Raw genomic sequence first — 20,342 nt, forward strand, 5'->3', positions numbered from 1 at the left:
AATCATTGCATATATAAGTACATGCTTATATACTAATGACTGGAGGTGATGCAATGAATAGAACGGCGATCGAAATGGAATTAGCTGCTAGCGTTCTTAAACTGTTAGGAGATAAAACAAGACTGACAATCATCAGTTTGTTAAAAGACGGAGAGTGCTGCGTATGTGAATTTGTGGACTTACTAAACATGAGCCAGCCTTCCATCAGCCAGCATCTTCGTAAGCTTCGCGATGCTGGGTTAGTGAAAGAGCGAAGAAATAGCCAGTGGATCTTTTACTCTCTCAACCGAGACCATGAAGCTTTTTCTATCATCGAAAGTATCATTCAGCTCGTTCCGGATCAACGAGACAAGCTTCACCAACTAGAACTAAGCGGACGACGCATACGCTGTGATTAATGGAGGAATCGATTTGACTTCTGTTTTACTCGCAATCATGATTTTTATACTTACATTGATTCTTGTCATCTGGCAGCCGAAAAACCTCGGAATTGGGTGGTCGGCATGCGGTGGCGCCATTCTAGCCCTTCTTGTAGGTGTCGTTGATTTTCAAGATGTGATAACCGTAACCGAAATCGTATGGAACGCCACATTCGCGTTTATTGCGATCATCTTGATCTCACTCATCCTAGATGAAATCGGGTTCTTTGAATGGGCTGCTCTTCATATGGCAAGAGTAGCAAAAGGGAACGGACTCCGAATGTTTATTTACGTAACACTACTCGGAGCTGTTGTAGCTGCACTTTTCGCAAATGATGGCGCAGCACTTATCCTGACACCAATCGTACTTGCGATGGTGCGAAATCTTAAATTTCAAGAAAGAATGATCTTCCCGTTTATTATGGCGAGTGGTTTTATTGCAGATACGACATCACTGCCACTTGTTGTTAGTAACCTCGTGAATATCGTTTCAGCGGACTTTTTCGATATCGGATTCGTTGAATATGCTTCAAGAATGATCGTTCCGAACTTCTTTGCGCTTGGCGCAAGTATACTTGTGCTCTACCTTTTCTTTAGAAAAGATATTCCAGGGAACTATGATTTGAAGATGCTTAGAGCACCGAAAGAAGCAATCCGTGATGAGAAGATGTTCAAACTATCATGGCTCGTACTTGCTGTCTTGCTCGTAGGGTATTTTGCAAGTGAATTTATCGGCGTTCCCGTTTCGATCATCGCAGGAATCGTTGCAATCTTCTTCCTACTGATGGCTAGAAGAAGTTCAGCGGTGGAAACGCGTAAAGTTGTAAATGGAGCACCATGGGCGATCGTGTTCTTCTCGATCGGTATGTACGTTGTTGTTTACGGACTCCGGAATGTTGGCTTAACGGACATACTCGCAAACCTCATTCAGGGTGCAGCTGACCAAGGATTACTAGCAGCAACCGTTTCGATGGGCTTCATCGCTGCCATCTTATCTTCCATTATGAACAACATGCCTACGGTTATGATCGATGCGCTTGCAATTGAAGCAACATCTACAACAGGCACGCTAAAAGAAGCACTGATTTACGCGAACATCATCGGTTCTGATTTAGGTCCTAAGATCACACCGATCGGTTCTCTCGCTACACTATTATGGCTTCACGTACTGTCCCTAAAAGGTGTGAAGATTTCTTGGGGATACTACTTTAAAATAGGAATTATATTAACTGTTCCTACACTATTAATTACACTCTTTGGCCTCTATCTGTGGCTATTGATCATTTAACTTATAACAAAGAGGAGACGATTGATCATGTCTAACAAAAAAACGATTTATTTCCTATGTACGGGTAACTCTTGCAGAAGTCAAATGGCTGAAGGATTTGCAAAAAAACACCTTAGCGATCGCTACGACGTTTACTCTGCTGGAATCGAAGCGCATGGATTGAATCCTAATGCGGTGAAAGCAATGAAAGAAGTCGACATCGACATCACGAACCAAACATCTGACACGATCGATTCAGAGCTTTTGAACAATGCTGACATGGTCGTAACACTTTGCGGAGATGCGAACGACAAATGTCCGATGACGCCTCCACATGTAACACGTGAGCACTGGGGCTTTGACGACCCTGCAAAAGCTGAAGGAACTGAAGAAGAAAAATGGGCATTCTTCCAACGTGTCCGTGATGAAATCGATGCACGGATTGAACGCTTTGCAAAAGAAGAGCAGTAAACATAAAAAGGCATTCCCAATCGATTGGGGATGCCTTTTTGTTTGCTTATTTTCTTTTAATACCGATTGTTCGGCCGGCCTGCTTCGGTGTTTCGTATTCTTTATCTGCCACATACATTTGCTCTAATTCGACAACCACAGCTTCTGGAAATGCTCCAGGTCTTCCCTCTGTCGTATCCATTCCCATTAGCATCTGTTCGCTTGTTGCCACGACATCACCTTGATCGTTTTCCATCTTGAAGAAAATATGAATGCGTTTTTGATCAAGATCAAGGATTTGGCTCCTTACATTTAACTTTTCACCTTCATGAGCTTCCTTCAAGTAACAAAGGTGCGTTTCCAAAGTGAAGATCGTGTAATTGTATTGTTCGCGTCCTTCCTCGTTCAGGCCAATATGGTTCATAAATTCGTCCACAGCAATGCTGAAAACTTTCGCATATTCAGCATCATTCATATGACCGTTGTAATCGACCCATTCTTTGAGAACATCCTGTTCAAGTTTGAAAGTAGACATGTTGCCCCCTCCTATTCGTTAGACTTCTTAACTTGCTGCGCTTCTGGCCAGTAGTCCTTCACAAGATCAAGAAGTATAACAAGTTCATACCGTTTATTGGGACGGAATGTTCGCTTTGAATTTATTCCCTGAAAGTAGGATATACAATCGCGGACTCCTTCAATCGTCATCAACTACGGCATAAGGTAAGGCACCACCGACTATTGAAATAGGTTTCTCGAAAAGCTGAAAGCACTCGTGTCCTTATAGACCGAGTGCTCTTTTATTCCAATAACTACCACATTCAAAGTATTTTCTTCATCTTAAACACTTCTCTCAAACTAACAAAATCAGGGATACTTTCCCTATACTTCTGATAATGAGACGAGTTTATATGTGCTTCTACCGCTTCTTCATTTTCCCACACTTCAATCAGAATGTAATTTGAATCCTGCATAGACTGGTGAACATCATACTGAATACAACCCGATTCTTTCCTTGATGCTTCCGTTACAGTCTTGAGTACATTGTACACTTCTTCCTCATGGCCTTCGATTGGCTTTAAGATAGCTGTGATGACGATTTGCTCCACTATTATTCACCTCGTTATTGTTAACGTTCATAGTGTGAACAAATCGGTAGCGTTTTAAACGGTTCACCCTTATCGAGCAGGCTTAAGAATCGTTCGCTGTAACGGCACTCCCCCAATGCTGACGTTTCGTTCAATAAAAACGTATTCTTTTCCATCGATTTTAAATGTTCGGTAGTCCGTATACTCCACCTTACGTCCTTCGGCTTTTAGCTTATTCGTAATTGCTTTTACATACTCATTGAAGTCCGTATATCGCTCATCAAAATCAATTTGAATATGGTCTTTTCAGTAACCCATGAGAAAATTAAATCCCATCAACACTAAAATGAAGAAAGGAATCATTAGTACGATCATCCAAAGCTCCATTCGACGTCCCTCCTCTTCCCTTACTTTATTTACGTATTACGAAGGGGAGACGTTTCACCTTCCGTTCAGAATCAACGGTCTTTACATGCTTTGACGATAAGAAAATGAGGGTTCGTCATGAGATATTCATATGATTTTGGTTCTTTTTCCTGCATGATTTTTGCTGGCTTCGGTTCGATGAGCTTCTTAAGAGTGAAGTATCTTGTCACGACGTTTACAATATCCTGCATCGCTCTACGATAAAACGTTACGTCGATCGTAACTTCTGGCTTTTTCCATGTATCGGTAAGAAGCGACGTCTCAAAATAGTTGTTCACGTTAAATCTGGTAAAGTCCATAAATGGATGATGGACAGAAAAAATGAGTTCACCTCCTGGTTTTAACACTCTTTTAAATTCAGCAAAAACAATGTCCCAGTCTTTTACGTAATGAAGGGTTAAAGAACTCACAATAAGATCGAACGACTCGTCTTTAAATGGAAGGCTTTTCGTAAGATCATGTTGAATAAAATCAGCGTTTTCTCCCACTCTTCGTTTGGCCGCTTGGATCATTTCTTCACTAATATCGATCCCCGTAACGGTAGCTCCACGTCCAACAAACTGTTCTGAATACCACCCTGCTGAACATCCTGCATCAAGTACGTTCATTCCGGTAAGATTTTCTTTGATCTCGCTCATTACTCCTGGTCGTTCGTAATACGCATTGTATGAAGACCCCTCATCTGTACTCTTTTCATATGTACGAGCTAACTTGTTATATGTCTCTTCAATCGATTGATTCATGGACGTAATCCCCTTTTTATCATCGTTCGTTAGTACTTTAGAATGGAATATGTTCAGCGATGTTTCGTTTTCCCTCAATTCGTCAATGTCATATATATAACCTCAAAATAAGGAGGAGATGGAACATGGCATTATTAGAAATAAGCGTAACACCAGTCGGCACAGGTCAAACAAGTATGAGTCAGTTTGTAACTGATGCAGTAAGGTTAGCTGAAAAGGAAGGCTTTACTTACCATCTTAGCCCAACCTCCACAGTTTTTGAAGGGAATGTTGATGAGCTATTTGAGCTAGCAAGAGACATCCACACGCAGGCTCTAAAAAGTGGCTCCGATAGAGTCATCACCAACATTAAGATCGAGGATCGCGAGGATAAACCCCTTAACATCGATAGTCAAATTAACGAAGTGAAAACTGAATTAGGATCATAATAAGAGAGAGCTGGGTGAGCCAGCTCTCTTTCTCATTTCATGATTTCTTCTCGTGTTAAGACCGAGTCGATTCCCCCCTTAGCTTCTTGCAGAACAGACTCTAGCCATTCTTGCTCTTTCGGATAGAACATTGCGCGAAATTCATCCTGGATCCACTTTCGATCTTCAGGGTTTTCTGCACCTTCCCAATAAAGGTGGTTTTCAAGGACAATCGTCATGAATTCACGTAACTCTGCCTTTTTTCCAGTACCAAACGTGCCAAATTCAAACAGTGCTGAGAAAAGATAGGTGTCAGGATAATCCTCATTCTTCAACTTATGAAAGTGGTAGGTCGAATCTCCTTTTACTTTTGTAGGCGCAAACTTCTCAATGTTTTTCATGTTGTATGCCTTTTCCAAGTCCTCTTGTTCTCGAGAGTCTTGTTCTGAGATAACCATCGTGAGTTCGTTCGTAGGGCCTAGGGCAGTATGCCAGTCCATATGAATCACGCGAGGATAAGTAGACAATAAGTCATGCTGAACTTTTTTTAAAAAGACAGCAGGTTCTTCCTCTTTCTTCCCACCATAGTAAACGCCTCTATGGAACTGGAATTGCCCCATTCCTTTTGCTTCTTTAATTCCGCTATATCCTTCTTTAGCAAGACCTTTTGCTAACTGAGCATACAGTTTTTTCTTTTCATGTTCTAGATCATGGATCTTGCCATTCGGAAGAAAAAGATCGCTTTCTTTCTCAAACTTTTTATTAACATCTTCAGGGACCGAGTCATAGACATAATGACGATTCAGATCGACATTGTTCTCGGTTACTCTTCGAAAATGTTTCATTCCCCAAGGATTTAACGCATGAACGAAACAGATTCCAGTCGTTCTTGGATCGATTCGATCGAGGTACTCCTCTACAAACATGTGTGTTACAGCTGCGCCTGCATACCCCTCGATGCCATGTTCACCTGTGGTAAAGAATAGAACCTTATCATTAGATGCATTTGCATCAGACTTGATCATATCGATCGTGTTATCTTCCTCTTTACCGATTTGTTCAGTAACCAACTCGGCTTGAGGCCACTTTTGCTTGATTTTATCAAGGTGTCCACGAAAGGTTCTTCGTGACTCCTCATAACTTTCAGGAAAATAGGTGTCGATTTTCTCCATTATAATCTCTCCCAATTCACTAACTTTTTTCTTATAACACCATTCCACCTTGGCATATTTTAAAACTATCGACTATAAAAAAAGGATGAAAGCTTTAGAAGCGATCATCCTTTTGAATTGCTATATTGAATCTTTCCAGACTCTTTATACTGAGCAAGTTCGAGTTTAAGCTGTTTCTGTGTGCGTTTCTTATCTACATTTAAGAAAATAGCTGATACAGTAATAAAGCCTACTGTTAATAATAATATTTGCAATGTTAATTCGATTGTCATGATCTATTTCTCTCCTTCAATCGTTATCTAAGTATACCGCCGTTGTGCTGGTAATCATTTCTTTACCCGCTTTTCACACTCCGTAAACACCAGCGAATTTTATCGACTAGTTTTCATCGATCTACGAAAGGAAACAGAAAAGGAGAAGCGAATAGTGATAGTGATGAACGAATTTTAAGGAAGCAGCACCTTAAAGGGTGTAAGGTAGCTTACAGTAATCGAAGGAATGAATGATGTACGCTGTACACAGATCAATGTATAAAATCCATTATGGAGGTTAATCACATGATCACACTTTATACATCGCCAAGCTGCACCTCGTGCAGAAAAGCGAAAGCGTGGCTAGAAGAGCACGATCTTCCTTATGAACAGCGCAATATTTTCTCTAAGCCGCTTAACGAGGAAGAAATCAAGGCGATCATCAGAATGACAGAAAAGGGAACAGAAGAAATTATATCCAAACGTTCAAAAGCATATGTCGCTCTAGAACAAGAACTCGATGAGCTCTCTCTACAAGAACTATATAGTTTGATAAAAGAAAACCCCGGCATATTAAAACGACCGATTTTACTCGATAAAAAACGCCTACAAGTAGGCTTTCACGAAGACGAAATAAGAAGTTTCCTCCCTAGGAAAATACGAGCATTTCAGCTAGAGCAAATTCTTCAGCAAGCTTAAAAGCAGGCACACTCCGCCTGCTTTTTTTGTACGATTAACCTTATTTTTAAATGGGTATAGATATTAGATGGAACAATACAATTGACTTGGGGGCAGTATGGCTATGTACAAGAAGATTATGCTGGCATCCGATGGATCTGAAGACTCTGTTACAGCAGCAGAGGAAGCGATCAAGTTAGCAAAGCTAACGGATGCACAGATCGACGTCATCTATGTGGTTGACGGAGACACATCCAAACATGATGTTCTACGAAACTGGGATTCTCTCGGTATAAAAGAAGATCGTAAAGATAAACTTCGTGCCGTCGAACAAAAAGCCGTAGAAGCGAAGTTAACATATGAAATCAACATGCTTAGAGGAGATCCTTCTGTGACACTCGTTAAGTATGCGGAAGAAAACGAAGTCGATCTCATCGTGATGGGAACAAGGGGCTTGAACGTCTTACAAGAAATGGTGCTAGGAAGTGTCAGTCATCAAGTCATTCAAAAAGCAAGCTGCCCTGTTCTCGTCGTAAAATAAACCTTTGCTATAACAAGAACAGCCTGGAGGCGTGATGCCATTCCAGGCTGTTTTTTTATTCGCAACACACCCCCTCATTCCTGCAACTTATCCGTACGTAAGATATGGATACCCCTTTAGTCGAATTAGGAGAGTTTGTTAGGATAAGGTGAAAGGTAACTATATTTGTTTAATCAACTTAGAGGTGAACACATGAATCTGATATTTGGGATGGTTGTTATACTCATCGTCCTCTTATCGTTATCGATCCTTCTATTCAAGTTTAACAAAGAAGATTTTATCAATCGGTACGAAAGTGGAGGCGGGAGCCTTTATACAGATACCATCGTCTACGTATTAAAATTCCTACCTTGGCCAATTGTCCAGACGTTCTTTATTCTTTCTGGCATCGCCATTATAGCGGGGGTATTGGTAACTCTTTAGGTTATAACCTAAGAAGGGGGACCCATTCCGTTGTGGGTCCCCCTTCTTTATAGAATAGCCTAAGTATCCTTTGTGACCTTACTATCAAAAAAAGCTAGTTTTGAAACATGCGAATCAGCACACCATTTTCTTCAACATCCGGCATAAAAAATGTCACGCCATAGCTTGTGCCTACAGCCATAACCGCTGTCCAAAAAACTAAACTGATCATCATCCAGCTAGTTACTTTCCTCCTATTTGAACCGAAGCTCATCCCCATAAACGCTGAGATGTGAGACCCGACAAAAAAAGGACCGATCAGTGTTAATCCAGGTAAACCATACTTATCAAAAAGCATTTTTGCTCGCTTTCCTTTTTTCGACTCTTCCATTCCTTCACCATTCGCTTCGATGGACTCGTCTTGTGTACCTTCTCTCATGCGTTTTTGTTTTCGCTTCCCCATCCAACTCTTTACTTTATCGACAAAGACAATCAACAAAACGACTGTCAGTGCATTTCCTAAAAGAGCAAGTATCGCTGTCGGGATCGGAGACAAACCTCCGATGATCGCTAGTGGAATGACCGCAACAAGTTCAAACAGCGGAACCGCTGCCAGGATAAACACCAATAGATACGAAATGAACATTGTTTCCATTCTCCTTTTTAATCATTTGTGAAACTAGATCGCTCGTTCTCTAACGCACTCACTAACTTAGAGAATCTTCGTATCCAGGTATACCTGTGCTTTCCGCGAGCGTTGTTTCAGCCTTTCGTTTCTTCGCATTGACGAACGATTACATCAACAACGTGCTCGAGCGGTGCGGTTGCGTTTATCATCACTCCGTTTTTTGGAATGTCTTCTTTCGTACTATGCAGCCGCATGATCAGCTCCCGTTCCGCTTTCTTGCCACCAAACTCCTGCTCAGAACGTTCAAGAAGTCGCTTCTTCAGTGTAATGCTGTCGACCTCAAGGACGAACACCTCGTCAAACAAGTCGATGAATTTCATAAAGTTCCTAGATCCACCGCAGAAAAATGTTGCTTCCTCATCCTTGTTTTCGATCAGTGCTTTTACTCGATCAATATCCCATATGTGGTTCTCGTGCGCGGCGGTATCCGTTCGTTCACCTGTATCAGGATCCCCTTGATAAGCCAGTTCACGATCACCATGAATGGCATGGTACCCTCTTCGCTGCAACTCGTTACACACCGTCGTTTTACCTGTGCACGAGACACCTTCAATCAGATAATTCTTAACTCCCATGACGATACACTCCGTTTATACCGGTGGACCGCTATTGTCTCTAGCTCGGTCAAGGATATGAGCACTTTCACTCGTCTGCCTGTCTGACTTGGTAGGCTTTTTCATTCCAAAGATTTTCTCGAGTGCAAAGCCTAGAATAACTAATAATGCAATTGAACCCCACATGATGATTCCTATTAACGTCATCGTACCGCCTCCTGTAAAAAAACTCTCTACCTACTGTACGATTGGAGGACTAAAAAGTTTCAAAGATAGCATAAAGAGAGAAGCTGGCGAATGGTTGCCAGCTTCTACTTTTTTGGAAACCTAGGATATTCTGGTCCCTATGACGTAGGAGCTTGAATACATTTATACCATGTTAAACTTTCCGACCTATTATCCTAACCAATTTTCATCGCGTTTATTTCAAGCGAGCATCCAGGAGCGGAAATATCACTTAATTTTTTGTAGATAGCTATTAAAGTTTCCGGCAAACTGAAGCTCTCGATCATTCGCCAGCTTCTTCTTTTCTCACACACGAAAATAAGAGGAACAATGGAATCTTCCTTCTTCTCTCATACTCTTCATCGTCTGCAAAGTTTTCTTTAATCGGCGTTGCTTCCCTCAAGTTTTCTACGACGAATCCAGCATGTTGTAACATCATAAAATACTCTTCAATCGTACGATGATATTTCACAACATCTTCACCGATCCATGGTTCCACCCTTTTTCCACTTACAAAATAGTCATCAACGATCCAACTCGATCGCTTTCCATTCTTCATGCTTTCAAACGATGCGGTAAGGAGCGGATGCTGTACGCTAAATACGAACTTCCCATCCTCTTTTAACGTACGCTTTACCTTCTTAAGTACCTCTTCTAAATCTTCTATATAGTGAAGAACTAACTGAGAGACAACGGTATCATAAGCAGCGACAGGATAATCAAAGTCTTGAAGACTAGTATGAATTGCTTTGCCCTTCGTCCCGTTTAGGTTTTGTGAAGCACGTTCGATCATATTGGCAGAACCGTCTATGCCAGTGTAGTCAACGCACTCGCTAAGTAGGTTACCAAGAGATGCATCTCCACACCCGAGGTCCAAGATTCGTTTTCCTTTTACAGAACCTAGAAGCTTCAACAAAGCAGGTGTCTCGATCAAGTCATTCGGACTTTCTTTACGATGTCTTCTTTTCATATAGTTGTCGTAAAATGTTTGATTATCGTAAACTGATGAATTTGTATATTCCATTTCTTCCTCCGATGTTAGGTAGATTGTTTGATCGCCTTCGTAGCGATGAACGTTTTGATATAGTTATCGATCAACCTTGTTCCTCCAAAGTCATCTTCATAAAATCCTGCGATCACAAGCCCAGCATCGATCTGTCCCTGAATTTGATCTTCTAGCGTATGACCGAACTCTAGCGTTTCATTTCCTGCATCTCGCTCTTTCGTTTTCATTTCTTCAATCGATGAAAATGGTATTGAATTTTGAACATCAAGAATCCCTTTCTCCTCTTGTTCATCATCAAAAAGATATAACACAGGATTTGTAAAACCTGAGATCAGCGTTCCGTTCGTTTTTAACACTCTCGCAGCTTCTTTCCAAACAGGTAACACATCTTCCACGAACACATTTGAAACGGGATGAACGATGATGTCGAACGTTTCACCATCGAAAAAGTTCAGATCTGACATGTCCCCTTTTATTGTCTTGATCGATAGATCGTCCCTTTCTGCTACAAAACGATCCTGCTCAAGCTGCTTTTCAGACATATCGACCACTGTAACTTCTGCGCCAGCAGCTGCAAGTAGTGGTGCTTGTTGCCCTCCGCCTCCAGCGAGGCACAGAACGCTTAGTCCTTTAAGTGTAGGTGGAAACCAATGTCTAGGTACAGGTTTTTCAGTTGTAACGCTGATCGCCCAGTCACCACGTCGAGCGTTCTCAACTTGGTCATGGCTCACGTATTTCGTGTACCGACTACCCTGTTTTACTTTTTCATCCCATGCTTTACTGTTGTGTTGACTAATTTTCATAAGTGCCATCCCTCGTTTTCTAGTAATACGAATTTCCACCCTACTTCTTCTAGATTCCCTCAACGATTCCCTTTTACAAAGGCAGTCTTCCATCCTACCTATCTCCTATACTCCTTTCGTTGTATTCCCTTCTAGTGCCAACAAACCAACCTTATAGGCTCTTGTCAGTAAAGCGCACATTTTGTAGAGGGAACCTTGATAGACTGATAGAAATTCGTATCTATGCTACTAAAATAGGGAGGAAATTGAAGTTATGAACAAACGCAAATTAGTTTCAATGCTAGGGGTAGGGGTAATGGCTGGCTCGCTTTTTACGACGAGTGGAGCAAGTGCTTCTAACGTTACAGGTCCGATCGTTGAGAGAAGTGTAACGGATCATGAACACCATTCCTCTCTGATGGACGTTCGAAATGTACTGAACGATGTGATGCCAACTGCTGCACAGCTGAGTGCTGCTGACTCGTTCATCAATACAGCGGGTACGGGAACAAAAATCAAATGGAACTCACTTTTTGGAACACCATCCATGATCATAAAGGAACAAGGCTACCTAACAGAGGCTTCGAACAAAAATGCTGAAACGATCGCGCGGGATTGGTTAAAAGAAAACGCAGCGATGTTCGGGCTTTCATCTTCTGACATCGATCGTTTAAACGTAACGCGCAACTATGCGATGAAAGGAACAGGACTGCAGCCTGTCACATTTCAGCAAACCTTTGACGGCATCGAGTCCGTGTATGGAGGACGTGTGATCGTCGCAGTGAACAAAGAAGGAAAGATCCTTTCCGTAACTGGCAACATGAGTCGTGCAAAAACGTTATCGGACACGTTTGAGCTATCTTCAGCAGAAGCGCTGAGCAAAGCGATCTCCTTTGAAAATGCCTCCCTTTCTTTCACACCGGAATTAACTGAAACAAAAAACGGCTGGGATGTGTTTGACGGAGCTGGGATCCTTCCTACCGTTCAACGTGTGAAGAAAGCAACGTTCATTACAGAAGATGGCGTTCGTCCTGCCTACCGCGTTCTTTTCATCGAGGAACTCGACAAAGGCCATGAGATCGTCGTAGACGCAGCGACGGGAGAACAGCTCTACAAACGTTCGCTTGTTGATCATGTAGCAGATCCTGAAGGACTCATCTTCGAAAATTATCCAGGCTCAGCGAAAGGCGGCTCACAGGTCGTTAAATCATTTAAGGGTGATCCAAAAGCTTCTCCAAATGGATGGTTAATTCCAGGAAGCCCTCTTGGCGTTACGACATTCGGTAACAATGCAAACTCCTACGCTAACTGGAGTAACTTTCTAGTCCCTGCCGACCAGGCCGTTCGCCCAGTTGCTCCGTTAGGTGAATTCAGTTTTACGTTCAAGGATTCGTGGCGTGAGACGAATGGACAGACCGTTCCTCCTTCGTATGCGGACGATGTGAACAGCGCGTCAACAAACTTGTTCTACCACCACAACCTTTTTCATGATTACTTTTACAACCTTGGCTGGGTAGAAGAAGCAGGTAACCTGCAGGCTTCGAACTTTGGGAAAGGTGGACTTGGCGGCGATGCGATCCTTGGCCTCGTTCAAGCTGGCGCTGCATCAGGCGGTGCACCAACTTATACTGGTCGTGACAATGCGTACATGCTGACGCTTCCTGACGGTATACCTGCATGGAGCGGTATGTTCCTGTGGGAGCCAATCCCAGGGGCGTTTGAAGGAAACTATGCTGACGGCGACTTCGACGCTGGAATCATCTATCACGAATACTCGCACGCGTTATCAAATCGTCTCGTCGCTGGTGGAGAAGCACTCGGCAGTCACCAATCAGGCTCGATGGGTGAAGGCTGGGGTGACTGGTACGGTATGCACTACCTCATCAAAAACGGACTTCAAGAAAAGCCAGTCGTCGGTGCTTACGTAACTGGAAATGAAGAACGCGGAATCCGGAGCTATGCACTTGATGATGCCCCTTATAACTATGGTGATATCGGCTATGATATCGTTGGTCCTGAAGTACACTCTGATGGCGACATCTGGGCAGCGATTCTTTGGCAGATGAGGGAAGAATTGATCGATCAGTACGGAAAACAAGAAGGAGAATCAATCGCTGAACACCTTGTCATGGATGCGATGCCGATATCTGTACCTGAGCCTTCCATGGAGGAGATGCGTTCAGCCATTATCGCTGCAGACTTCGAACGTTATGATGGAAAGCATTATGATGCACTTTGGACTGCTTTCGCTCAGCGTGGACTCGGCTCTGACGCTTTCTCTAACGGAGGTGACGACACAGATCCGATCCCTGCATTCAATCATCCTGATGGAGATAGAAACGGTCAGCTCGTTGGTCAAGTTATCAATGCGTCTACAAAACAGCCGATCGAGGATGCTCGCATTATGATTGGAGAATTTGAAGCAAGAACGACCCCTGTATCTGTTACAGAAAGTACAGGCGGTTTCGCAGAGTATGTAGTGGAAGGAACGTATGACATCACCATCCAGGCACGCGGATACGGCTCACGTACGATTCGAGACGTAAAGATCGAACCAGGTAAGACCAATAATTTAAAATTCCAGCTGGCACCAAACGTTGCTTCGTCCTTTAACGGCGCTTCTGTTACGGACGTATCCGGTGAATCTGATAGCAATCCTGTTAAACTAGCGATCGATGATACAGAAGCAAGCGTCTATGCATCCGACACCCAGGAAAATGGTTTCAAAGGCTCAGACTTCATCGTAGACCTTGCTGGTGACGAAGCGGTCGATGTTTCTCATATTCAGGTGAGCGCAGCTAAGGATGTTTCAAAAGGACGCTTTGCCACACTGAAAAACTTCTCTGTTCAAACATCGATGGACGGTAAGAACTGGACGACCGTTGTAAAAGAGAAATTTACAGCTCAAGATCCTAGACCTACGATCGCTGACCTACACTACAAAGGATTTGACCTTGATCAGCCGGTTAAAGCCAAATACCTAAAGTTTATCGCACATGATTCTCAGGATAACTCGAATGGGTATGTTCAAGTTGCTGAGATCCAAGCGTTTGCTACGAAAAAAGCAAAGATCGAACCTGTAACGGTTGCACCTGAAGAACCTTTTGTTGCGGAGGGTACCGTACAAGCTGGTAACGCTGGAACAGGAATCGGCAGCCTTGCCGGCGTCCCTGCTACCCTTGCAGTGACAGAAAACGAGTTTGTTACTACCCAGAATCCAAAACCAGCTTCTCAAGGTTCAGATGGTTACGTTGTTACCCTTCCAGAGCAGTATGGTGATGGCATTCATAACTTTACGTTAGAAGGTGGAAGCACTGCTGCTGACTATGATTTTGATGTATTCTTCTACAACAAGAACTTCGAACAAATCGGTGGAGTAGCAACATCAGGTGCCAACGAATCTGGCGTCATCCCCGGTGGCACAAAGTATGTTTATGTAGGACTCTATTCAGGCGCTAACGTCCCATTTACGTTAACTGCTTCTAGTCCTTATTAATGAAAAAAGCGAGCTCGGATTTTCGAGCTCGCTTTTTTTATTTAATTTGAAAAATATAAACTCATTCCAAGATATATCATATAAAATGAGCTTAAGAAAGGAGTCTAGGAAATGCATAAAAAAGACATATACGTATCATTGATCCTATCATCACTTTGCTTAGTCGCAGGTTTTTTTGTTGTCCCTTATCAACTTGAGACGTTAAAAACAACTATGCCTGAACAACATGCTGAACTAATAAGCACGCTTCCATTTCCAATAAGCGTTTTATCATTGATCACAGCCATTCAACTTTTCATCGTATCCTTCATTTTAGCTTTTCTAGGAATGAAACTTGCGAAAAGAACCGGTTTATCGCTCAAGCTTCTGCCTGGATTGGTTACTAAGCAAAAGGTCAGCCTCCAAACGAGGTCGCTGCTACTGTCATTGCTATTTGGTTTGATCACTGCATTTGTAATTTCAACAGGAGATCGATTCTTTTTTCAATCTCATATCCCTGCACTGAGTGCCTACACACCTTCTTTTTCACCACTTGGTTTATTTGTTGGCGTAATGTATGGCGGAGTTTTTGAAGAGATTTTAATGAGATTATTCCTGATGTCTTTCCTAGTTTGGATCATAAACAAAGCTTTCAATCGTAAGAAGGAGATCATCCCTGCCACCACTTACGTCATTGCAATCATAATCGCATCTGCTTTGTTTGCAGCAGGACATCTCCCTGCAACCCAGCTGATGCTAGGCGATTTAACACCACTTTTAATGATTAGAAGCTTCTTACTCAACGGAATCGGTGGTCTTTTCTTTGGGTATTTGTATTGGAAGAAAGGGTTTGAATATGCGGTGTTCGGACATATGTTCAGTCATATCGCCCTTCAATTGTTATTCATTCCGATCTATTATTAAGTGTGATGAAGGGCAAAGGCTTAACGATGCATAAGCCTTTGCTAATTCCCCTTAATACGGGTAAACATATGGATCTTTTGGTGCATCGATTCTCTCCATTTGATCTGGTTTTAGGAGCATCATTCTTTGGCCATTAAAGGAAGTCTCTTCAATCGTGCCAGTCACCTCTACCCATGTATCCGTTTCAAGCGAAGCGATCTTATCGCCCTCAACCATCGTTCCATACACATTGGCATCAGCAACACAGCAGTTCATCCCAAACCTTGCTAAAACAACTTGATTATCTTCAAAACCTGGTTCTCGATAGATAAACCCTTTAATGGTCAATGTTTTTCCAATAAATTGATCTAGGTTAAGATCGATCGTTGTAATGACATCAAGATAATTTTTATCGGTCACATTAATGTGTGTCTTCTTCGAATATTTTTCTGCAAGCTCATCATACTTACTATGATCCATCGAATAGCCGACCATCTCGTCTGACGGTTCATTCTCTTCGTTCTTCACTCGCTCATCCATTTCTTCCAAATAGCCTTCAGGATCTTCAAGAAACGCATCGACATCTTGTGTATTCTCGGAATCTTCAGCAGCAGCTGAGCTACCAGGCGGCTTCGTGTACAAACCTCCACCGTATTGAATCCCTCTATTTGCAGCTACGGAGCTATCGATTACTTTCTGAGGTAATCCTAATCCCCCTACGATTGGTAGGATGAATAACAAATAAATGATCGTCTTCCGAACGAACGACCCTTTCATTTGATGATCAGCACCACAGTTACATTCAATTTCCTCTGCAAGATTCGATGACAAGCTTTTAAAGAACTGAAAGATTCCAATAAGAAAGAAGCATGCCCCACCAAAATACACAAACGGAAGCATCTTCGGGGCGATATACAACTGAATGGTTTCATTCAAGATGAACTTCATAATGAGTAGAGAAAACCCTATCATTATGATCGCTCTTAAAAACATATGAAACTGCAATGATGCGTTATTCTCTCGTTCCAAACCTCTTTCTCCTCTCTCTTATAGTAGAAATTTATCGACCAGCATGATTGAACAAAACGTTACGATTGAAATCGTGATTACTAGGGCTAAAACAAATTTCGTTTTAAAATATGCTAAGTACATAAATAGATTCTTTAAATCTAGCATGGGTCCATAAACAAGAAATGCTAGTAAGGACGTACTAGAAAACTGATTTGAGAATGAGGAAGCTACGAATGCATCTGCTTCTGAACATAGAGATAGGATGAACGCGAATCCCATCATGATCGCAGTTGAACCACCTTCACTTGAAGTAAGCGATGCAAGCACATTCCGATCAAGAAACCCGTTTACAACACTCGCTAAAAACGCACCAACGATCAGGTATTTCCCCATATCGAAGAATTCGTCACTAGCATGATAAAGAGTTTGTTTCCACTTGCTCCTCTTCATCGTCGTTGTATGGCTTGTCCTTCCAATAAGCTCTTCTTTCGTCCATCTTAATTGATTTGTATTCTTAAAAAGTTGATACATGACAAACCCAATCACAATCGACAGAACAAAGCCAAGACCCATTCGCAAGTAAAGAATCGTAAGGTCATTCTGAAAAGCGTAATACGTAGATGCGGCTACAATTGGGTTTAGAATCGGAGCAGCCATAAGCAGAACCACACCGAATTGAAGCGGCATCCCCTTTTTGATCAATCTTCTTACTACGGGAATAATCGCACATTCACAAACTGGGAATACTGCTCCAAGTAGTGCTGCAGGCACCAAGCCTAAGTAAGCATGTTTAGGGAGCACCTTTTGTAGAAGTTCTTCAGATACAAACGATTGGATAAGTGCCGATACGAATACACCTAGTAAAACGAATGGAACGGCCTCTAACAGAATACTGAGAAATAAAACATTTACGTTTAACCAAGTGTCAGAAACGACGATATCGAAGTAGTCGAGCACCTGGGTATTGAAAAGAAATAACGTGAGGAATATGACAAACAGAAGTATCCCAACAAGATCTTTTATACCATTAACGATCCAGCTATTCACAAGCTCAGCTCCCTGTTGCTAACTCTTGTAAACTAGTATTCAATTGTTCAACGTTCAACCCGTCACCAATCAAGATGATCACGTTCGACTCTTCTCTACTCTTTATTCGTTCAAAACGTAATTTACCTGAAGAAAACTGAATTAGAAATTGTCCAGGAGTCTCCTTAAATTCTACGATTCCTTTTCCTCTTAAGACCTCTTTCGGTAAATTTTCTACCCATTTATTTAGCTGAATACGATTCAAGGTAGGGACATCTTCTATTTTGATCGAGCGAATCGTAGAGTGGTTATGGCGATGTGGATCCGTTTGTCGTGAATTCAAGTTCGAACGCATATAGCGTTTCTCGAATAGTTCCTCACTATCAATTTCTCCAAAGGATGTTTGGAATACCGGTACATCTTGTTTCAACATGCCGTTGATCTTCTTCTCTACTTTTGAAAGCGCTCCGGGTTTTGTAAGATCAACTTTGTTAAGGATAACCATGGTCGCACAAGAGATTTGTTCATGTAGCAGTTTACGTACTTCTTTGTTACTTGAGAAGATGTTTTGGAATTCAAGAAAGCTACTCCCGTCAACTACGCTGATCATTGAATAAAGGTCAAAACACTCGATGAACTCTGGACTTAGTAAAGCATCTTCTATATCTCTTGGATTCGCAACGCCCGTCCCTTCTATTAACAGTAAATCAATCTCTTCATCTTTAAACGATCTGAGTGTTTCCTTTAAGTCGTCTTGGATCGAACAGCATATACAGCCATTAAGTAACTGCTTGATGTGTTGTCCCTCAAAGTAATCTGCTTCAACATTTTTTTCTCCCAACTCGTTTAAGATGATTCCTGTTTTTAACCCTCTCCTTTTACTCTCTTTAATCATATGTAGAAGAGTCGTGGTCTTCCCGCTCCCCAGGAAACCACTGATCATATACACTGGTAATGTCATTTTATGTATTCCTTTCATTTCATTAATTTTTAACTTTTAACATCATAACATGAATCGTAACGATTTTGATTTGCAAATCGAAATTGTTACGATATTATAACATACAGCACGATCAAGAGGATCTTTATTGATGACATCGGGAACTAGGTAATTGCTAGGATTACTAATGTTCGTAGTTGCTTTTACAGCTAGCGGTGGGTAAGAAAACGGTACTTCTTATACTGTTAAAACTGAAAAGATTACGATTTATACAACGCTGTTTCACATTGAAAGATTTTACAGAGTAAATCAAAGTAAGGTTTATTCCTGTAAGGAAATGCTAGGTTTTTAAACAAACTAAAAGCTAGTGTTCATAAGAAACACTAGCTTAATAACAGTGATCCATTTACCGCTGTCCTTCATTTTCTAAAAAGCTAAGTGAAGGCAGGTCAGCTGCGCTCTTCGTACTCACTCGCTGCAACATATATTCAAGGAGGAAAAGATAATCTTGTTGATGATCCGTGTTCTTCGCAACCTCAGATAATTGCTCGAGAATATACAAGCAGTCATTTTCATACAAGCTATAATTATCGAATCCTAATATCGTCTGGCGGGCAAATTCCCACAAATCATGATGGACCTCTTTATCCATCGTTTTACTCATGAGAGCGATCATCGTTAACAGCTCCGTCATAACTGTCGAGTTCTGATTAGCGTACTCACGAATGGAAGCGAAGCCTTTATGAAGGAAATAAGGAAAGTTCTTCTGGTTTAACATGATTCGAAGATCCTCATCCTCATCAAAAAGATAAGGAGAGAAGTTTCTCGTCTGCCCGATCGTCTTCAACAAATCAGCGATCTGATGAATTGTATTCGTTGCTGTTAAAGGATCATTATGACCCAACGCCTTGATCGCTACTTCAGCAAGCTTAGTCAATCCATACTCTAAGTCTTGTATTTCAGTTTGCTTGACGCCTACTTCCACATACTTTAAATACCGCTCTGGATGAATACGTTGTCCATATTCCCAATAAGTAAAGAGCGGTGTACCTTCTAATACGAACTCCCCAATTCTTACGTTGAACTTTAATAACACATCATCTTTTTTCGTGTGTTTGATCAGTCTTGAAAAGTCCGCAACTTGCAGGTAGCCAGATTGATTCGCTTTGATTATCTTGCCATCCGTTTCAGATGGAAGAGATTCTGGTTCCTTCTCAAGATGGTATGAACGTAACTCTTTTTCAAGAGATGCCTGAACGGATTTTGACTTGGCATTCATATTAAAGCTAATGTTATGAACCTGCATCCAAGTTGTTGTATGGTTAATAAAATAAATGAATGTCACTGCAGCCGTAATCGCAGTTAAAATAGACAGAACAGGTGTCGCAACAATAAACTCCTCTTCTCCGTGTGTAACGTATAAGAAGTTTAAAAGCACATAGATAAAGCTTCCATTAAAAATACCTAGCACGTGTTGTGTCGCTCGATCGCTAACAAAGTTTACAAGCATTTTGGAAGAAAACTGTCCGCTGAACGTCGTCAGTGCGACGAGTAAGGAGTTGATTGTAAACGCACTTAAGGTCAGTACGCCGCCTACTAGCGCACTTAGAAGCACTTGCAAGGTCTGTCCGCTAAAACCGATTGCGGGTGGCAGATATAAGCTAATATCAATTACATAATCAAGATAAAAGGTGAAGACAGATAAACCGATCGCTCCAAGAATATACCAAAGGGGCATAAACCATAGCGTCGATTTCAACTCAATTTTCCGTTGACGCCTCGACATCTTAAAGTATTTCTTAATGTAGTATAACAACCCCATATAATCACCAATCTACCCTTCAAAGTTTTAAATACTTCTATTTCTACCCTGCACAAAAGTGAATTAACC

At 41.7% G+C, this 20,342-nt stretch carries 23 protein-coding genes; 9 read left to right on the top strand and 14 right to left on the bottom strand.

Annotated features, from left to right (window positions below):
- The first annotated feature begins 53 nt into the window (after positions 1-53).
- The 3 genes from ACXADT_RS20790 to arsC are packed head-to-tail and all read left to right on the top strand — an operon-like array spanning position 54 to position 2,157.
- Positions 54-398: an ArsR/SmtB family transcription factor gene (locus ACXADT_RS20790; RefSeq protein WP_270180774.1), complete on the top strand. Its 345-nt coding sequence runs from the start codon at positions 54-56 to the stop codon at positions 396-398.
- 13 nt (positions 399-411) lie between these two features.
- Positions 412-1,707, top strand: coding sequence for an arsenic transporter (locus ACXADT_RS20795; RefSeq protein WP_474832698.1), 1,296 nt, complete (start codon positions 412-414; stop codon positions 1,705-1,707).
- 27 nt (positions 1,708-1,734) lie between these two features.
- Positions 1,735-2,157: an arsenate reductase (thioredoxin) gene (gene arsC, locus ACXADT_RS20800; RefSeq protein ID WP_270180772.1), complete on the top strand. Its 423-nt coding sequence runs from the start codon at positions 1,735-1,737 to the stop codon at positions 2,155-2,157.
- 46 nt (positions 2,158-2,203) lie between these two features.
- Here arsC and ACXADT_RS20805 read toward each other — a convergent pair whose 3' ends face one another.
- The 3 genes from ACXADT_RS20805 to ACXADT_RS20815 all read right to left on the bottom strand — a co-directional run bounded on the left by ACXADT_RS20805 (position 2,204) and on the right by ACXADT_RS20815 (position 4,390).
- A complete protein-coding gene (locus tag ACXADT_RS20805; protein ID WP_474832699.1) occupies positions 2,204-2,671 on the bottom strand; it encodes a thioesterase family protein in 468 nt (155 codons plus the stop codon).
- A gap of 283 nt (positions 2,672-2,954) precedes the next feature.
- Entirely contained in the window at positions 2,955-3,242 is a 288-nt protein-coding gene (locus tag ACXADT_RS20810) for a putative quinol monooxygenase (RefSeq protein WP_474832700.1), read from the bottom strand.
- Positions 3,243-3,679: 437 nt separating this feature from the next.
- Complete coding sequence (locus ACXADT_RS20815) at positions 3,680-4,390, bottom strand: class I SAM-dependent methyltransferase (protein WP_474832702.1); 711 nt, start codon at positions 4,388-4,390, stop codon at positions 3,680-3,682.
- A 125-nt stretch (positions 4,391-4,515) separates the two neighbouring features.
- Here ACXADT_RS20815 and ACXADT_RS20820 point away from each other — a divergent pair, with 125 nt between their 5' ends.
- A complete protein-coding gene (locus ACXADT_RS20820; protein ID WP_270180763.1) occupies positions 4,516-4,818 on the top strand; it encodes an MTH1187 family thiamine-binding protein in 303 nt (100 codons plus the stop codon).
- 32 nt (positions 4,819-4,850) lie between these two features.
- Here ACXADT_RS20820 and ACXADT_RS20825 read toward each other — a convergent pair whose 3' ends face one another.
- Positions 4,851-5,969, bottom strand: coding sequence for a M14 family metallopeptidase (locus tag ACXADT_RS20825; protein WP_474832703.1), 1,119 nt, complete (start codon positions 5,967-5,969; stop codon positions 4,851-4,853).
- Positions 5,970-6,073: 104 nt separating this feature from the next.
- Entirely contained in the window at positions 6,074-6,241 is a 168-nt protein-coding gene (locus ACXADT_RS20830; RefSeq protein ID WP_270180761.1) for a hypothetical protein, read from the bottom strand.
- A 285-nt stretch (positions 6,242-6,526) separates the two neighbouring features.
- Between ACXADT_RS20830 and spx the strand changes: the two genes are divergently transcribed.
- The 3 genes from spx (at position 6,527) to ACXADT_RS20845 (ending at position 7,862) form a co-directional block, all read left to right on the top strand.
- Positions 6,527-6,919, top strand: a complete 393-nt coding sequence (gene spx, locus ACXADT_RS20835; protein ID WP_270180760.1) for a transcriptional regulator Spx — start codon at positions 6,527-6,529, stop codon at positions 6,917-6,919.
- Positions 6,920-7,022: 103 nt separating this feature from the next.
- A complete protein-coding gene (locus ACXADT_RS20840) occupies positions 7,023-7,439 on the top strand; it encodes a universal stress protein (RefSeq protein ID WP_474832705.1) in 417 nt (138 codons plus the stop codon).
- 192 nt (positions 7,440-7,631) lie between these two features.
- Positions 7,632-7,862 carry a hypothetical protein gene (locus ACXADT_RS20845; RefSeq protein WP_474832706.1) on the top strand — a complete coding sequence of 77 codons (231 nt, stop codon included), beginning with the start codon at positions 7,632-7,634 and terminating at the stop codon, positions 7,860-7,862.
- Positions 7,863-7,956: 94 nt separating this feature from the next.
- Here the strand turns inward: ACXADT_RS20845 and ACXADT_RS20850 are convergent, their stop codons facing one another.
- From ACXADT_RS20850 to ACXADT_RS20870, 5 genes are all read right to left on the bottom strand, one after another.
- Positions 7,957-8,487, bottom strand: a complete 531-nt coding sequence (locus ACXADT_RS20850) for a small multi-drug export protein (RefSeq protein ID WP_474832708.1) — start codon at positions 8,485-8,487, stop codon at positions 7,957-7,959.
- A 116-nt stretch (positions 8,488-8,603) separates the two neighbouring features.
- Positions 8,604-9,104 carry an AAA family ATPase gene (locus tag ACXADT_RS20855; RefSeq protein ID WP_474832709.1) on the bottom strand — a complete coding sequence of 167 codons (501 nt, stop codon included), beginning with the start codon at positions 9,102-9,104 and terminating at the stop codon, positions 8,604-8,606.
- Between the two features lie 15 nt (positions 9,105-9,119).
- Positions 9,120-9,290, bottom strand: a complete 171-nt coding sequence (locus ACXADT_RS20860; protein WP_270180755.1) for a hypothetical protein — start codon at positions 9,288-9,290, stop codon at positions 9,120-9,122.
- 301 nt (positions 9,291-9,591) lie between these two features.
- Complete coding sequence (locus ACXADT_RS20865; protein WP_474832710.1) at positions 9,592-10,332, bottom strand: class I SAM-dependent DNA methyltransferase; 741 nt, start codon at positions 10,330-10,332, stop codon at positions 9,592-9,594.
- Between the two features lie 14 nt (positions 10,333-10,346).
- Positions 10,347-11,117, bottom strand: coding sequence for a class I SAM-dependent methyltransferase (locus tag ACXADT_RS20870; RefSeq protein ID WP_474832712.1), 771 nt, complete (start codon positions 11,115-11,117; stop codon positions 10,347-10,349).
- A gap of 253 nt (positions 11,118-11,370) precedes the next feature.
- On the opposite strand from ACXADT_RS20870, the gene ACXADT_RS20875 reads away from it, so the two are divergent.
- Both ACXADT_RS20875 and ACXADT_RS20880 read left to right on the top strand, forming a co-directional pair.
- Entirely contained in the window at positions 11,371-14,592 is a 3,222-nt protein-coding gene (locus tag ACXADT_RS20875) for a M36 family metallopeptidase (RefSeq protein WP_474832713.1), read from the top strand.
- Positions 14,593-14,703: 111 nt separating this feature from the next.
- Positions 14,704-15,495, top strand: a complete 792-nt coding sequence (locus ACXADT_RS20880) for a CPBP family intramembrane glutamic endopeptidase (RefSeq protein WP_474832715.1) — start codon at positions 14,704-14,706, stop codon at positions 15,493-15,495.
- A gap of 51 nt (positions 15,496-15,546) precedes the next feature.
- Here the strand turns inward: ACXADT_RS20880 and ACXADT_RS20885 are convergent, their stop codons facing one another.
- From ACXADT_RS20885 to ACXADT_RS20900, 4 genes are all read right to left on the bottom strand, one after another.
- The gene (locus ACXADT_RS20885; RefSeq protein WP_474832716.1) at positions 15,547-16,503 is read right to left on the bottom strand and encodes a TIGR03943 family putative permease subunit; all 957 of its coding nucleotides are present in this window, start codon (positions 16,501-16,503) and stop codon (positions 15,547-15,549) included.
- Positions 16,504-16,521: 18 nt separating this feature from the next.
- Positions 16,522-17,532: a permease gene (locus tag ACXADT_RS20890; RefSeq protein ID WP_474832718.1), complete on the bottom strand. Its 1,011-nt coding sequence runs from the start codon at positions 17,530-17,532 to the stop codon at positions 16,522-16,524.
- A gap of 4 nt (positions 17,533-17,536) precedes the next feature.
- Positions 17,537-18,472 carry a CobW family GTP-binding protein gene (locus ACXADT_RS20895; protein WP_474832719.1) on the bottom strand — a complete coding sequence of 312 codons (936 nt, stop codon included), beginning with the start codon at positions 18,470-18,472 and terminating at the stop codon, positions 17,537-17,539.
- A gap of 385 nt (positions 18,473-18,857) precedes the next feature.
- The gene (locus ACXADT_RS20900) at positions 18,858-20,273 is read right to left on the bottom strand and encodes a DUF2254 domain-containing protein (protein WP_270180747.1); all 1,416 of its coding nucleotides are present in this window, start codon (positions 20,271-20,273) and stop codon (positions 18,858-18,860) included.
- Positions 20,274-20,342: the final 69 nt, after the last annotated feature.

It is taken from the genome of Anaerobacillus sp. ABR4_321 (assembly GCF_056158505.1).

Coding starts and splice junctions, on each gene's coding strand:
- ACXADT_RS20790 (WP_270180774.1), top strand. CDS start 54: ATGAATAGAACGGCGATCGAAATGGAATTAGCTGCTAGCGTTCTTAAA.
- arsC (WP_270180772.1), top strand. CDS start 1,735: ATGTCTAACAAAAAAACGATTTATTTCCTATGTACGGGTAACTCTTGC.
- ACXADT_RS20805 (WP_474832699.1), bottom strand. CDS start 2,671: ATGTCTACTTTCAAACTTGAACAGGATGTTCTCAAAGAATGGGTCGAT.
- ACXADT_RS20815 (WP_474832702.1), bottom strand. CDS start 4,390: ATGAATCAATCGATTGAAGAGACATATAACAAGTTAGCTCGTACATAT.
- ACXADT_RS20820 (WP_270180763.1), top strand. CDS start 4,516: ATGGCATTATTAGAAATAAGCGTAACACCAGTCGGCACAGGTCAAACA.
- ACXADT_RS20825 (WP_474832703.1), bottom strand. CDS start 5,969: ATGGAGAAAATCGACACCTATTTTCCTGAAAGTTATGAGGAGTCACGA.
- ACXADT_RS20830 (WP_270180761.1), bottom strand. CDS start 6,241: ATGACAATCGAATTAACATTGCAAATATTATTATTAACAGTAGGCTTT.
- spx (WP_270180760.1), top strand. CDS start 6,527: ATGATCACACTTTATACATCGCCAAGCTGCACCTCGTGCAGAAAAGCG.
- ACXADT_RS20840 (WP_474832705.1), top strand. CDS start 7,023: ATGTACAAGAAGATTATGCTGGCATCCGATGGATCTGAAGACTCTGTT.
- ACXADT_RS20845 (WP_474832706.1), top strand. CDS start 7,632: ATGAATCTGATATTTGGGATGGTTGTTATACTCATCGTCCTCTTATCG.
- ACXADT_RS20850 (WP_474832708.1), bottom strand. CDS start 8,487: ATGTTCATTTCGTATCTATTGGTGTTTATCCTGGCAGCGGTTCCGCTG.
- ACXADT_RS20855 (WP_474832709.1), bottom strand. CDS start 9,104: ATGGGAGTTAAGAATTATCTGATTGAAGGTGTCTCGTGCACAGGTAAA.
- ACXADT_RS20860 (WP_270180755.1), bottom strand. CDS start 9,290: ATGACGTTAATAGGAATCATCATGTGGGGTTCAATTGCATTATTAGTT.
- ACXADT_RS20865 (WP_474832710.1), bottom strand. CDS start 10,332: ATGGAATATACAAATTCATCAGTTTACGATAATCAAACATTTTACGAC.
- ACXADT_RS20870 (WP_474832712.1), bottom strand. CDS start 11,117: ATGAAAATTAGTCAACACAACAGTAAAGCATGGGATGAAAAAGTAAAA.
- ACXADT_RS20875 (WP_474832713.1), top strand. CDS start 11,371: ATGAACAAACGCAAATTAGTTTCAATGCTAGGGGTAGGGGTAATGGCT.
- ACXADT_RS20880 (WP_474832715.1), top strand. CDS start 14,704: ATGCATAAAAAAGACATATACGTATCATTGATCCTATCATCACTTTGC.
- ACXADT_RS20895 (WP_474832719.1), bottom strand. CDS start 18,472: ATGACATTACCAGTGTATATGATCAGTGGTTTCCTGGGGAGCGGGAAG.
- ACXADT_RS20900 (WP_270180747.1), bottom strand. CDS start 20,273: ATGGGGTTGTTATACTACATTAAGAAATACTTTAAGATGTCGAGGCGT.